This is a genomic window from Janthinobacterium sp. NKUCC06_STL, from assembly GCF_019345455.1.
Classification (GTDB): Bacteria; Pseudomonadota; Gammaproteobacteria; order Burkholderiales; family Burkholderiaceae_D; genus Janthinobacterium; species Janthinobacterium rivuli.
Genome location: NZ_JAHKQY010000001.1, coordinates 442939 through 456024 on the forward strand (window position 1 = coordinate 442939; position 13086 = coordinate 456024).

12 protein-coding genes are annotated in these 13086 nt (G+C 63.8%); 3 read left to right on the forward strand and 9 right to left on the reverse strand.

Annotated elements, in window-relative coordinates:
* Positions 1–5: 5 nt before the first annotated feature.
* The 6 genes from KO539_RS01995 to KO539_RS02020 all read right to left on the reverse strand — a co-directional run bounded on the left by KO539_RS01995 (position 6) and on the right by KO539_RS02020 (position 8774).
* Positions 6–545 carry a GNAT family N-acetyltransferase gene (locus KO539_RS01995; protein ID WP_219307095.1) on the reverse strand — a complete coding sequence of 180 codons (540 nt, stop codon included), beginning with the start codon at positions 543–545 and terminating at the stop codon, positions 6–8.
* A 74-nt stretch (positions 546–619) separates the two neighbouring features.
* On the reverse strand, positions 620–2494 hold the full coding sequence (gene sppA / locus KO539_RS02000; protein WP_219307097.1) for a signal peptide peptidase SppA: 1875 nt from the start codon (positions 2492–2494) through the stop codon (positions 620–622).
* Positions 2495–2569: 75 nt separating this feature from the next.
* A complete protein-coding gene (locus KO539_RS02005) occupies positions 2570–4048 on the reverse strand; it encodes a sodium:solute symporter (RefSeq protein WP_219307099.1) in 1479 nt (492 codons plus the stop codon).
* Positions 4049–4129: 81 nt separating this feature from the next.
* Positions 4130–5347: a YeeE/YedE family protein gene (locus KO539_RS02010; protein WP_219307101.1), complete on the reverse strand. Its 1218-nt coding sequence runs from the start codon at positions 5345–5347 to the stop codon at positions 4130–4132.
* Positions 5348–5433: 86 nt separating this feature from the next.
* A complete protein-coding gene (locus KO539_RS02015) occupies positions 5434–6645 on the reverse strand; it encodes an MFS transporter (RefSeq protein ID WP_219307102.1) in 1212 nt (403 codons plus the stop codon).
* 185 nt (positions 6646–6830) lie between these two features.
* Positions 6831–8774, reverse strand: coding sequence for a triacylglycerol lipase (locus KO539_RS02020; RefSeq protein WP_225241940.1), 1944 nt, complete (start codon positions 8772–8774; stop codon positions 6831–6833).
* A gap of 250 nt (positions 8775–9024) precedes the next feature.
* On the opposite strand from KO539_RS02020, the gene KO539_RS02025 reads away from it, so the two are divergent.
* Positions 9025–9261, forward strand: a complete 237-nt coding sequence (locus KO539_RS02025; protein WP_034749909.1) for a DUF3820 family protein — start codon at positions 9025–9027, stop codon at positions 9259–9261.
* Positions 9262–9280: 19 nt separating this feature from the next.
* Here KO539_RS02025 and KO539_RS02030 read toward each other — a convergent pair whose 3' ends face one another.
* A complete protein-coding gene (locus tag KO539_RS02030; RefSeq protein ID WP_035820452.1) occupies positions 9281–9664 on the reverse strand; it encodes a glutaredoxin in 384 nt (127 codons plus the stop codon).
* Between the two features lie 123 nt (positions 9665–9787).
* Between KO539_RS02030 and KO539_RS02035 the strand changes: the two genes are divergently transcribed.
* Positions 9788–10312, forward strand: a complete 525-nt coding sequence (locus KO539_RS02035; protein WP_219307104.1) for a hypothetical protein — start codon at positions 9788–9790, stop codon at positions 10310–10312.
* Positions 10313–10315: 3 nt separating this feature from the next.
* Here the strand turns inward: KO539_RS02035 and KO539_RS02040 are convergent, their stop codons facing one another.
* The gene (locus KO539_RS02040) at positions 10316–10804 is read right to left on the reverse strand and encodes an Lrp/AsnC family transcriptional regulator (RefSeq protein ID WP_219307105.1); all 489 of its coding nucleotides are present in this window, start codon (positions 10802–10804) and stop codon (positions 10316–10318) included.
* 77 nt (positions 10805–10881) lie between these two features.
* Between KO539_RS02040 and KO539_RS02045 the strand changes: the two genes are divergently transcribed.
* Positions 10882–11775: a DMT family transporter gene (locus KO539_RS02045; protein WP_219307106.1), complete on the forward strand. Its 894-nt coding sequence runs from the start codon at positions 10882–10884 to the stop codon at positions 11773–11775.
* A gap of 15 nt (positions 11776–11790) precedes the next feature.
* Here the strand turns inward: KO539_RS02045 and KO539_RS02050 are convergent, their stop codons facing one another.
* Positions 11791–13008, reverse strand: coding sequence for an MFS transporter (locus KO539_RS02050; RefSeq protein WP_374106312.1), 1218 nt, complete (start codon positions 13006–13008; stop codon positions 11791–11793).
* Between the last annotated feature and the right edge of the window lie 78 nt (positions 13009–13086).

The window sequence follows — 13086 nt, forward strand, 5'->3', positions numbered from 1 at the left end:
TGCGCTTACAGCGTCATGCCGAGGATGACATCCTGGTAGTCGGTGCGGCCCACACGGAAGGTGCGCCGGCCCACCTGCGCAAAGCCGCAGCGCGCATAGAACGCCAGCGCATCATGGTTTTCAGCGTACACGCCCAGCAGCACCCTCCCCGCTCCGGCGGCGCGCGCTTGGCTCAGCGCCGCCTGCATCAAACGCTGGCCCACGCGCTGGCCCTGGAAACGGTGCAGCAGATAGATGCGCTTGATTTCCAGGTCATTCGGGCGCGGATCCGCCACCGGCAGGCTGGCGGGGCTGAGCACCAGATAGCCGACGGGTGCGCCGCCCGGCGTGGCCTCGGCCAGCCAGAGCCGCATGGCCGGCAGCGCCAGCCAGTCGCGGTACAGTTGTACGTCGTGCTGGCGCTGGCAATGGGCGATGATGTCGGCGCCATCGAGGATGCCGGCAAACGCTTCCAGGAAGGTGGCCTGCCCCACCAGCGCCAGCGCTGCTTCATCGCCCTTGGCGCAAGGGCGGATGGTGATCGCGTTGTCAGTGTGTGTATTCATGTCGCTTGGCATATTGCGCTCCTCAAGGAAAACAAGCCGGGCGAAGCCGGCTTGAGGTCATATCACTACTGCGATTACTTGCTGCCCAAGGGCACCTCGCACAGGCAGTGCGTGAGGGCCATGAACGGTTTGTGTTCACGCGTGATGCCCGACAGCCAGGAGAGGTCCTGCGCCATGCCCAGCGCCGCGTCGGCCGGCAAGCCGGTCGTGGCCAGGCCCAGCTTCACGTGTTCGCCCAGTCCCAGCGAGGCCATGGCCTTGGAGCCGAACATGCCGATCAGGCGGTCCACGTTCGACGTTTCCTGTTCCAGGTACGTCACGCGGTAGTCGGCGCCCAGATTGGCGCGCTTGGCGGCCGAGGCCAGCGCATCGCCATAGCTGCCGATGCGGTCGACCAGGTTGCGCTCTTTCGCCTGCAAGCCCGTCCAGACGCGGCCCTGCGCCACTTCATTGATCTTTTCCGGCGTCGTCTTGCGCGCCTTGGCGGCCAGGTTCAGGAAGTCGCCATACACGTGGTTGATCGAGCCCTGGATCACTTGCGCAAAGCGGGGGTCGAGCGGACGCAATGGGTTGCCCGCGTCGGCCAGCCAGGTGGTCGGCGAACCGGCCGTGTGGATGCCCAGCTTTTCCACCACCTTGTCGGCCGTCGGCAGAATCGCGAACACGCCGATGGATCCGGTGATGGTGGCCGCGTCGGCGATGACTTCATCGGACGAGGTGCTGATCCAGTAGCCGCCGGAAGCGGCCACATTGCCCATCGAGACGACCACCGGCTTGCCGGCGGCGCGCGTCAATTCCAGTTCGCGGCGGATCAGTTCCGAGCCGAAGGCGCTGCCGCCCGGCGAATCGACGCGCAGCACGATGGCCTTGATCGATTTGTCTTCGCGTGCCTGGCGGATCAGGCGCGAGGTGGACAGGCCGCCGATGGAACCCGGTGCCGCGATGCCGTCGCCGATTTCACCGGAGGCGATGACCACGCCGACGGCGTCGCCAATGTGCACGGGACGCAAACGCGCCAGGTAATCGGTGTAGTTCACCTGGCGGAAATTCGTGCCTTCCGTGTTCTTCGCGCCGCGCGCCATCATGAACTGGCGCAGTTCGTCGCGCGTTTTCAGGCCGTCGACCAGCTTGGCGTCCAGCGATAGCTTGCCCAGGTCGCCGCCGGCGGCCGTCATCAGCGCTGGCAGCGCATCGATCGATTGCATGATGGCGCCGGCCGGCAGCTTGCGTGCCTTTTCCACGTCCGTCGTGTAGGTGGTCCACAGGCCGTTGTTCAGGTAGCGGTCCGCTTCGGACGCCGCTTCGGACGGGCCGTTGGCGATGAAAGGCTCGGCCGCGCTTTTATACGTGCCCACTTTCAGCAGGTTGACCGTCACGCCCACTTTATCGAGCGCGTCGCGGTAGTAATTGCGGTAGCGGCCAAAGCCTTCCAGCATGACGCCGCCCATCGGGTGCAGGAATACCTCGTCGGCCTTGGCCGCCACCAGGTACTGGCGCTGGTTATAGCTCGAACCCCAGGCCGTGACTTTCTTGCCCGTGGCGCGGAAGCGTTCCACGCCGGCCGCCACTTCGCGCAGCGAAGCGAGGCCGCCGCCCTGCAATTCGTCGAGCATGATCACCATCGAACCGATGTTCTTGTCCTTGGCCGCCGTGTCGAGCACCGCCAGCACATCGCGCAGCTGCACGTTTTTCTTGACTTCGCCGCTCACATTGGCCAGCACGGCCTCGCGCACGCCGCCCGGGGTTTCCTCGACCAGCGGGCCTTGCAAGTCCAGCACCAGCGTGGTCTTTTCCGCCAGAGGCTTGGCGCCGCCGCCAAAGATGGCGATCAGGATGGCGATGACGATCAGCAGGAAAATCAGATTGATGACCGCGCGGCGGGTGGCGTCCAGCGCGCGCCAGAATGCGCCAAAACCGCGGCGTAGCGGCGGGAAGGGGTTGAGTGACATTGATGCTCCGTGAGGTTATATACCTAAAGGAAATCAATATAGCTGAAAATGGCCGTGATCGTCTTCGGATTCGTCTTATTTTGACAAGTATTCCGCGCCTTGGCCGCCCTGCCCTGGCGGCGTGGAAATGAGGAACAGGCCGCCCAACACCAGGGCGCCATTCAGGATCAGCAACTCCAGGCCGATGCGGTAATGCTCGAACAGCAGCGCCTGCTCCTGTTCGATCAGCGCGCACAGCAGCGGCCCCGCCACGGCCACCAGCGGCACCCAGCGGTCGCGCACGCCGCGCCGGCTCAGCAAGCCGAAGGCAAACAGGCCCAGCAATGGACCATAGGTATAGCTGGCCAGCTTCAGGATCACGCCGATCATGCTGGGGTCGTCCAGCCATTTGAAGGCCATGATCAGGATCAGGAACAGCGCGGCAAACCCCAGGTGCACGCGGCGGCGCCAGCGCATCTGCTGCGCCGCAGTCAAATCCTGCCTGCGCTGCACGCCAAGGATGTCGATGCAGAAGGTGGACGTCAGGGCGGTGAGCGCCCCATCCACGCTGGGAAACAGGGCGGAAATGAGGGCGATAAAGAAAATCAGCTGCACCACGGCCGGAAAGTGCCCGAGCACCACGGCGGGGAACAATTTGTCGCCCGTGGCCGTCACACCCGCCAGCGGCGCGTACAGGTGCAGCAAGCCGCCGAGGAAGAGGAACAGCAGCAGCACGCCGGTCAGCACCACGGTCAGGCTGAGCATATTCTTTTGCGAGTCGCGCAAGGTCCGCACGGAAATGTTCTTTTGCATCATCTCCTGGTCCATGCCCGTCATGGCGATGGTGATGAACATGCCGGCAAGAATGTGCTTCCACACATAAGCTGGGCTGTCCGGGTCGACGGTGAAGATGCGCGTGAGACCTTGCGCGCGCATGCGCTCGAGGCTGTCGACGAGGGACAGGTCCATTGCGCGCAATAAAAACACGCTGCAGATGACAAGACCGGCCAGCATGCATGCCGTTTGCAGGGTATCGGTCCAGACGATGGTTTTGACGCCGCCTTCATAGGTGTAGAGCAGGATCAGCAGCAGCACGACGCACGATGTCAGCCAGAATGGCACGCCCAGGCTGTCGAGGATGGTCGCCTGCAGGATATTGACCACCAGATACAGCCGCGCCGTGGCGCCCAGCAGCCGCGACACGATGAAAAACGCCGCCCCGCTCTGGTAGGAGCGCCGTCCCAGGCGCAGTTCCAGGTAGCGGTAGATGGAGGTCAGCTGCAGCCGGTAGTACAGCGGCAGCAAAATGAAGGTGATGGCCAAGTAGCCGAGCACATAGCCGATCATCAGCTGGATGTAGCCGAAACCATTGCTGCCCACGGCGCCGGGCACGCTGATGAAGGTCACGCCCGTAAGCGTCGTGCCGACCATGCCGAAGGCCACCAGCATCCAGTTGCTATCCTTGTTACCGATGAAAAAACTGTCATTGGTGGCATGGCGCGAGGTGCGCCATGCCACGCCCAGCAGGATCAGGAAATACGCGAGGACGACGGCAAACAGGATGAGGGGGGACATGAACGTTGCGCTGGCGGCAAAGGTGAACAGGGGCAGCAATATACAACAAAGCGTACAGCAATGCCCCCGGTCAATCAGGCATCAGCAGCCGCTGCGTTTCACGCGCTCCACTTCCAGGCCGAACCACGGACGCAAACGCGTGCCGATGACGTTGCCCAGAAAAGCACAGACCAGCCACAGCCAGCCATGCAGGCTGCCCGAGACGATGCCGCTGAAATAAGCGCCGATATTGCAGCCGTAGGCCAGACGCGCGCCGTAGCCGAGCAGCAAGCCGCCGACGATGGCGGCGATGATCGAGCGGCGCGGGATGCGCCACACGGGCGCATAGCGGCCGGCCAGCGCCGCCGCCAGCATGGCGCCCAGCACGATGCCGATGTCCATCACGGACGTCTTGTCTTGCGTGATCGGCGCGGCCAGGGCGGCCGCATTGGCCTTGGTCGACCAGTAAGCCCAGCTGGCCGTGTCGATGCCGACCACGGACGCGGCCTTGGCGCCCCACAGGGCAAACGCGGACGTCACGCCCCATGGCTTGCCCGACAACGCCAGGGTGGCGAAGTTCAGCACGACGAGGGCAACGGCGCCCGCCACCAGCGGCCACGGACCATGCAGCCAGGGCGACGCTTGCGCCGGGCGCAGGGGCGTGGCGACGAGCTTGCCATGGCGGCGCTTTTCAACCAGCACCGTGATGCCGGCGATCAACGCGAAGACGATCCAGTTCAGCGCCAGCGCGGGCACCAGGCCCAGGGTCGTGACGAGGGAAATCGGCTGGAGCTGCGGCAGCGACGTCCAGAACGGCATGTGCGCCGTGCCGATCACGGAGCCGACGATGAAGGCGGCCAAGGTGATGAGCATGCGCGTGCTGCCCCCGCCCACCGTGTACAGGGTGCCGGAAGCGCAGCCGCCGCCCAGCTGCATGCCGATGCCGAAGATGAAGGCGCCGAAGATCACCGAGGTGCCGGCGGGAGACACCAGGCCCGCGATGGGCGTACCGAACAGGCTGCCGGCCGACAGCGCGGGAAAGAACAGCGCCACGCCGACGGCCAGCATCAGCATTTGCGCGCGCAAGCCGTCGCCGCGGCCATCGGCGATAAAGACGCGCCAGGCGGACGTAAAGCCGAAGGCCGCGTGATACAGGGTGACGCCGAGCAAGGCGCCCACCACATACAGCGCGGACAGCGTGGCGCCGACGGTTTGCGCCAAATACCAGGCGCCGAGCACGATGAGCAAAAGGGCGACGCCCAGCGGTTTCGGATTGATGGCAGCGCGCAGGCGCAGCGGTGACGTTGCTGTATCGGACATGGGAAGTATGGGCAAGAAGAAAGTAAACGCCATTCTCGCCCGTTTTGATGTTTTCTGCCAGAAACTTACTGGCAGATCAAGCTGGCTTAGTGCCCCACCGCATGGATCGACTTTTCGCCGCCGGCACGCACGGGGATGGGATAGCGCCGGTCCAGCCTGCCGCTCAAGGCCGTCAAGCCGAACGCCCCGAGCACGACGAGCGCACCGATCCAGCCCGTATGCACGAGGCCCAGGTGTTCCACGATCAGGCCGCCACCCCAGGCGCCGCCGGCGATGCCCAGATTAAAAGCAGCGATGTTCAGGCCCGAAGCCACATCGACGGCGCGCGGCGTGAAGTGTTCCGCTTGCTGCACCACATACACTTGCAGGCCAGCCACGTTACCGAAAGCCACGGCGCCCCACAGCAGCACGGTGATGACGACGAGCACGGGATGCGGCGCAGTAAAGGTCAACAGCAGCAAAACCAACGCCAGCAGCAGGAAGATCAGTTTCAGGGCGCTGACAGGACCTTTCTTGTCGGCCAGCTTGCCGCCCCAGATATTGCCGAACGCCACGGACACGCCATACACCAGCATCACCACGCCCACGGCGCCCGCGCTGAAGCCCGACACTTGCTGCAAAATCGGTGCCAGATACGTAAAGGCGATGAAGGAGCCGCCATAGCCGACGGCCGTCATGGCGTACACCAGCAACAGGCGCGGCTGGCCCAGCACCTGCACTTGCTGCAGCAACGATGCAGGCTTGCTGTGCTTGATGGTCGACGGCACGTACAGCAGGCTGCCGATGAAGGCGACCAGGCCCAGGGCCGAGACGGCGAGGAAGGTTTCGCGCCAGCCGAAATGCTGGCCGATGAAGGTACCCAGCGGCACGCCCGTCACCAGGGCCACGGTCAAGCCCGTAAACATGATGGCAATCGCGCTGGCGGCCTTGTCCTTCGGCACCAGCGAGGTGGCGATGGTCGAGCCGATGGAAAAGAATACGCCATGCGCCAGCCCCGTCAGGATGCGGGCGATGACGAGGGTCTCGTAGCCCGGCGACTTCCACGCCAGCAAGTTCCCCAGGGTGAACAGGACCATCAGCGACAACAGCAAGGTTTTACGGGGAATCTTGCCCGTCAGGGCAGTCAGCACGGGTGCGCCGACGGCGACGCCCAGCGCATACAGGCTGACCAGCAAGCCGGCCGAGGGCAGGTTGACGCCTAGGTCCGCGGCGATGGTGGGCAACAGCCCGACGATGACAAACTCGGTGGTTCCGATGGCAAATGCGCTGAGGGTCAGCGCGAGCAAGGCAATGGGCATGAAAGACTCCGATATAGGTGGATGCAAATGCGAGGCTTGCAGTATCGGGGCTTTCTTTGTTTCGAAAAATACCTCCGCAGGCAGAAGATAGTTGCGCTCCAATCAATAATTAATAGTGCCGGGCCATGGATAGAGCGGCAGCCGCCGTCCCGGCAGATCAATACATCTACTGCTGGGATAGGCTGTCAGCGTGACAGAGGGCTGTTACCGTGACTGCTGCGCGGCTCCAGCTTTTCCATCTTTTTCGCCTTTTCGCGCGGATCCAGCTCCGGCAGGCTGGGACGCCGCCGCTCCGCCTTGGCGGCGGGGGATTCGAAATTGCGCCATTGCGCGGCAGGCAGGTGTGGAAAGCGTTCGCGCTCTGCCCGCAGGATGACGTCCCGTGCCGCATCGACCGGCATTTTTACCGTCGCCACTTCCAAGGTGGCCGCGTCCTGCCGCAGCGAGGCGACTTTCTCCATGTTGCGCACCAGTTGCAGCGACGAGTCGCGGTAAGCAACGGTGTCGAGCCATTCCGGAATGGCAGGCATGAACGACACCAGCTCGGCCTGGCCTGCGCTGTGCGGCTTGTCGGGATCCCCATCGGGCGAAGGCTCACGCAGCCCATCCACGGCGCCTGAACGTAGCAGCAACTCCGCGCGGCCTTGTGCCAGCAGTTTGCCGCGCAGTTCCTTTTCTGCCTGCAGGTAAAAGGCATCGATGCCGGCGCTCTGCGCCAGCGCCGCGGAAGCAATGCTCCTCAGATTGGCGGCGGCCAGCAGGTCTGCAGTCAGCAGCCATTGCTCGGCGCTGGGCAAGCGCTTGATGGGCTCGCCAAGAGCGGCGTGCGCGACAGCCGCCAGTTGCGCATTGAGCTCGTCGGGATCGTGCTGTGATGCCGCGATTTTTTCAGCATTGGCAGGATCGCCCAGGTACTGGGCCAGGCCGGTCGTCACCTTGATGGCATTGCGCTGGTGGCCCGTGCGCAGACGGGACAAGTCAGGCACCAGCACGCGCACCGTTTGCTCCGAGGGCAAATCGCTTTTCAAGGTGAATTCGTAGGCGTTTTCATCGGCATCGACGCGCAGCGCCACGGTCAGCAACTCAGTGGAGTTGCCATTGATCAGCTGCGGACTTGCGCCAGGCGAAACCAGCAAGGAACGGCTGGACTTTTCCCCGATCCAGTACTTCATGCGGGCACGCCCCGTATTCATCAGTCGGGCATTTTCCTCGGGCGTGCCCAAGGTGAAAATATAACTATTCTCGTCACGCTGAAAATCGGGCAGCTCCAGCTGGGCACTCATCTGCAACGGCAACACATGCTCGGTCAACTGCCCGGACAGAAACATGTAGGCAGGATGCGTAGCCCGATCGGGCTTGACGAGCGAAATGTGATCCGCATTATCGATCGCCACCGGACGCCCGTCGCACACGCGCGTCGCGCTTCCCCACTGCACGATGCGCACGCCCCCCACATCAGCCGTTTCATAGGCACAGCTGACGCGCGGCTTGGCCGCAAGGCTGGCCCAATCGTCGCTAAGCTGCTTGAGCATGTCATTGCTGTCGACTGGCCGCAAGTTCGACAGCGCAGGATTGCTCGCCACCAGCGCTGCCAGTTGCGCCACCTGTGCTCCCTCCATCGGCGCACTGAACAAAACGATCAGCGGCACTTTTTCAGCCAGCGCGGGGGCCTTGTCCAGATTATTGGCCAGATAGCGCATGATGACGAGCCCGCCCATGCTGTGCCCTACAAACACAATGGCCGGGTAGTCGAGCACACCGGACGGCTGCAGATAGCTTTGCAGCTTGTTGGCTGCCTCGCGGATATCAAGCGAGCCGCCAGTCATGATGTTGGAGCTGAAACCGAAGGCATACGTATCGACTTGCGGTCCCAGCGTGGCATCATTCTTGAGCAGGCGAAAAAAACTCTCGCCATGCGCGTCCGTCCACGTACCTCGCGTGCTGCCAAAGATGCCATGCACGAACACGACCGCGATTTTATGCCTGGTATCGGACCGCTCTACCCAGCCTGGATCCTCGCCATTCACAGGGGCCGAACGGTGGCACGCAGCCAAGACCACCAAGACCAGGCAAGTAGCAATGAGTGTCAGCCACCAATGCTGGCGGCGCGGTGCGACAGCTGTTCGCATTCTTGCCCCTTTTCATGCCATGACCACGGATGCCCACCTGCTGCCCGTGCATGTCAGCGTCACGGCGCACTGACGACACAGTATGTGGCGCAACGGCGCTTGCGCGTAGTGAAATGCATGATAGTTTGATTTGGCGAAAGCCGGCCCCAATACGATGGAACCAAATCACGCGCGCGGTGTACAAACTGACGCGTGTCGGCCGTCCCGGCCCGTCTGCTACACTGCGCCGCAAGCAAAGGAGGGCAGTAACATGAATTCAGAAAAACTGGCGCTGCTGGTCACGCGCGAAATGCCATATGGGAAATATCAGGGACGGCTGCTGGCCGACTTGCCGGGCCACTACCTGGGCTGGTTCGCGCGCGAGGGCTTTCCCTCGGGCGAACTGGGCAGTTTAATCGCGCTGATGTACGAACTCGATCACAACGACTTGCGCAGCTTGCTCGACCCGCTGCGCACGCGCAAGTCACCTTGGCGGCCGGGCGAGTAAGGAGAATAGAAGGCAGGTCTTAAAACTCGCGCACCTTCTTGGCCAGCATGGCGCTGAACTCGCCATTTTCCACGAGCTTGTGCAGCTCGCTGGCGCCACCGATCAGCACACCGTTGACAAAGACCATGGGGAATGTCGGCCAGCCCGTCCACATTTTCAGGGCATTGCGGCGGTGCCACTGGTTCAGATAGCTGCCGTATTGCAGGTATTGATATGGCGTGCCCAGCACGTCGAGGATCTTGCGCGCCTTGCGCGGAAACGGATTGAGCGCCATGCCGACGACCACCACCTGGTGCGCGGCGATGGCCGCCTGCACCTCGCGCACGATGTCCTTGTGCTTGCTGCCGATCAAGGGGCGGGCGGCGGGATGGATCTGGGCTTGGTCAAGGAGGGCGCGGGTCATGAAAGTCCTGGGATGAGTGGCACGTGGCGTGCGGATCACGCATTGTGCCACGCACACGGGCCGGCGTGGGCTACACTGCACCCCTACTCCCCTTCGTCTGAATATATGCAAGAAATCACTCTCATGCCTGCATGCCGCCCCCGCCGCCTGCTCGGCGCTCTTCTGCTGGCCGCCAGTTGCGCCAGCGCCCTCGCCGCTACCGATCCCGGGCTCGAAATGGGCTTGCGGCATGCCCTGCACCTGAAAAAGGGCACGACGGACAGAGTAGGCACCTCCGGCAAGGCCATCGGCGCCTATGTGCGCGAAGGTTTTATCAGCCAGCGCCCCCAGCAGCGCTTCGACTACACCGATTACTACCTGCTGAAGAAGCCGGCCAGCTTCATGGGGCATGAACTGGTGCTCATCGAGGAAGAATACATTACGCAATACATAGGCTGCTGCGTCAGCCCCGGCGCCGGCGTGACGGTGAAAGTGCGCGGCAGCACGCAAAACCTGCAAGCGTTCGCCAGCGCCCAGCGCTGCACCCTGACGGACCCCGTCGATATTCAACATGCACTGAACGAGGTGGCCATCAAGACCCGGCTGCCGCAAGGCCACTACGCATCCTTGAGCTGCCGCGAACGCGATGCGGAGCGCGAGGAGCAGTAAGCCCTAGCCCAGCGGCACGTGCAAGCCCATCTTGAGGCAAGTCAAGGCCACCGAGGTGCGGTAGCGGCGAATATTGTCGTCGCCGCCGAACAGGCGTTCCGTCAGCGCCTCGTATTCGGCCATGCTGCTGGCCGTGATGATCAACAAATAATCAGCCTCGCCCGTGATCCCATAGCACTGCTGTATGGCAGGCTCGGCCATGATGCGCGCGCGCATGGCGGCCGTGCGTTGCGGATGCTCGTCGTGCAAATGCACTTCCACCGTCAGGATCAGGGGGCGGCCCAGGCGGCTGGCGTCAAGCACGGCCACTTCCTTGCGGATCACGCCGCTCTCGCGCAGGCGGCGGATGCGCCGCTGCACGGCCGGCGCCGACAAATGCACGGCCTGGGCGATTTCGCGCTGCGAAGTCGTGTTATCGCGCTGCAAGATGTCGAGGATCGCCAGGTCGAAGGCGTCGAGGGCAAGGGAGGGCGTGAGCGAAAGTTGCGTCATGAAGGTCAAATTGCAGTGCAAAACTCGGAGCAGACACAATAAACTTTCGCTATTCCGATATCAAGCCTTTTATCACCATGCCATTACGCCGCTATTCCTCGCTGATTCCCTTGCTGGCCATCCTCGGCTCCGTCACCTGCCTGGGACTGGGCACATCATGGGCCAAGCACAGCCTGTTTCCACTGGTGGGCGCCCAGGGCACGACGGCCGTGCGCGTGGGCTTTTCCGCCCTGCTGCTGTTGCTGTTCTGGCGCCCGTGGCGCTGGCAGCTGAACCGCGCCGACCTGCGCACGGTGGCCCTGTACGGCGCCGCGCTGGGCTTGACCAACCTGTGCTTCTACATGGCCTTGCGCACGATACCGTTCGGCATCGCCGTGGCGATCGAATTTTCCGGCCCGCTGGCCGTGGCCCTGCTGGCCTCGCGCCGCCCGCTCGACTTCGTCTGGGTGGCCCTGGCCGTGGCGGGACTGGCATTGCTGCTGCCGCTCGGCCACGATGTCAGCAACCTCGACCCCACTGGCGTGCTGTTCGCCCTGGGCGCGGCCGTTTGCTGGGCCTCGTACATCGTCTTCGGCAAGCGCGCCAGCCATTTGCATGCGGGCCATTCCGTGTCGCTGGGCCTGACCATGGCCGCGCTGGTGGTAGTGCCCGTCGGTGTCATGCACAGCGGCGCCGCCCTGCTCTCGCCCGTCGTGCTGGGCGTGGGCCTGGGCGTGGCCCTCATTTCCAGCGCCATCCCGATCTCGCTGGAAATGGTGGCCCTGAAACGGTTGACGCCGCAGGCGTTCGGCATCATGAGCAGCATGGAACCGGCCGTGGCCGCCATGCTCGCATACATCCTGCTCGACGAGCGCCTCGGTGCCGGGCAATGGCTGGCGATTGCCATGATCATGGCCGCGTCGATGGGCAGTTCCTACATGGCGCAGCGCATGAAAAAACCGCCGTCCAGCCAGTGCGCCCTGCACTCATGAGCCAGGGCGCACGGTTCACCTTGTCTGCGCCCCGTGCAAGCGGGAAGTCCACAGGGCCAGCAGCGCCGCCAGCACGAGCAGCGCGGCGCTGGCCGTGAAGGTGGCGCGAAAGCCGTAGCCATCGAGCAGGATGCCGCCCACGGTGGAACCGAAGCCGATGCACAGCTGGACCACGGCCACCATCAGACCGCCACCGGCTTCGGCGTCATCAGGCAAGGTCTGCGCCAGCCACGACCACCAGCCCGTGGGCGCGGCCGTGGCCAGCAATCCCCAAAAACCCAGCAGCACGAATACGGGCGCGACCTCGGCGCCGAACGCCAGCAAGGCCAGCGCGATGGCGGCCATCAGCAAGGGAATGGCGACCAGCGTGCGGTACAGGCCGCGCCTTAGCACCACGCCGATCAGCGCCGTGCCGATGAAGCCGGCCACGCCGATCGCCAGCAGCAGCATCGACAAGGTGGGCACGCCGACGCGGGTGACGTTTTCCAGGAACGGCCGCACATAGGTAAACAGCACGAACTGCCCCATGAAAAACGCGCCGACGGCCAGCATGCCCAGGGCGACCTGGCGGCGTTTGAGCAGGCGCAACAGCTGGCCGGAGCGGGCAGAACACAGCGAACGCGGCGGCGCCGGCATCGATGGCAGGCTGCGCCACTGCCAGGCCAGCGCCAGCAGCGCCACCGGCGCCAGGCACAGGAAGGCGCCGCGCCAGCCGATGCTGGCGCCCAGATAGCTGCCCAGCGGCGCGGCCACCACGGTCGCCAGCGCATTGCCGCCGTTAAAGATGGCCAGCGCCCTGGGCACGCTATCGTTGGGCACGAGGCGCATGGCCACGGCCACCGACATCGACCAGAAGCCGCCCACCACCACGCCGATCAACGCGCGCCCCGCCATATACATCGCATAGTTCGTCGCCAGTCCCACCACCAGCGCGGACACGCACATCAGGCCCGTCAACAGCAGCAGCAAGGTCTTGCGGTTCATCGATGCCGCCAGGCTCGAAATGGACAGGCTGGCCAGCACGGCAAAGGCGCCCGAGATGGCAATGCCATAGCCGGCCAGGCCTTCGCTGACGCGCAAATCCGCCGCCATGGGCGTGAGCAGGCTGACGGGCATGAATTCGGAAGCGATCAGGGTGAACACGCACAGGGTCATGGCAAAGATGCCGCCCCAGAACGCGGGCTGTTCGCCAGCCTGCGGCGCGTGCAGCGGCATGCCTTGCTGTTGTTGCATGTTGATGCTCCTTTCAAAGTCAGGGCACCATCTTGACGCAAGCATGCTCTTTTGATTAGCCGGTACAATCTTGATGTA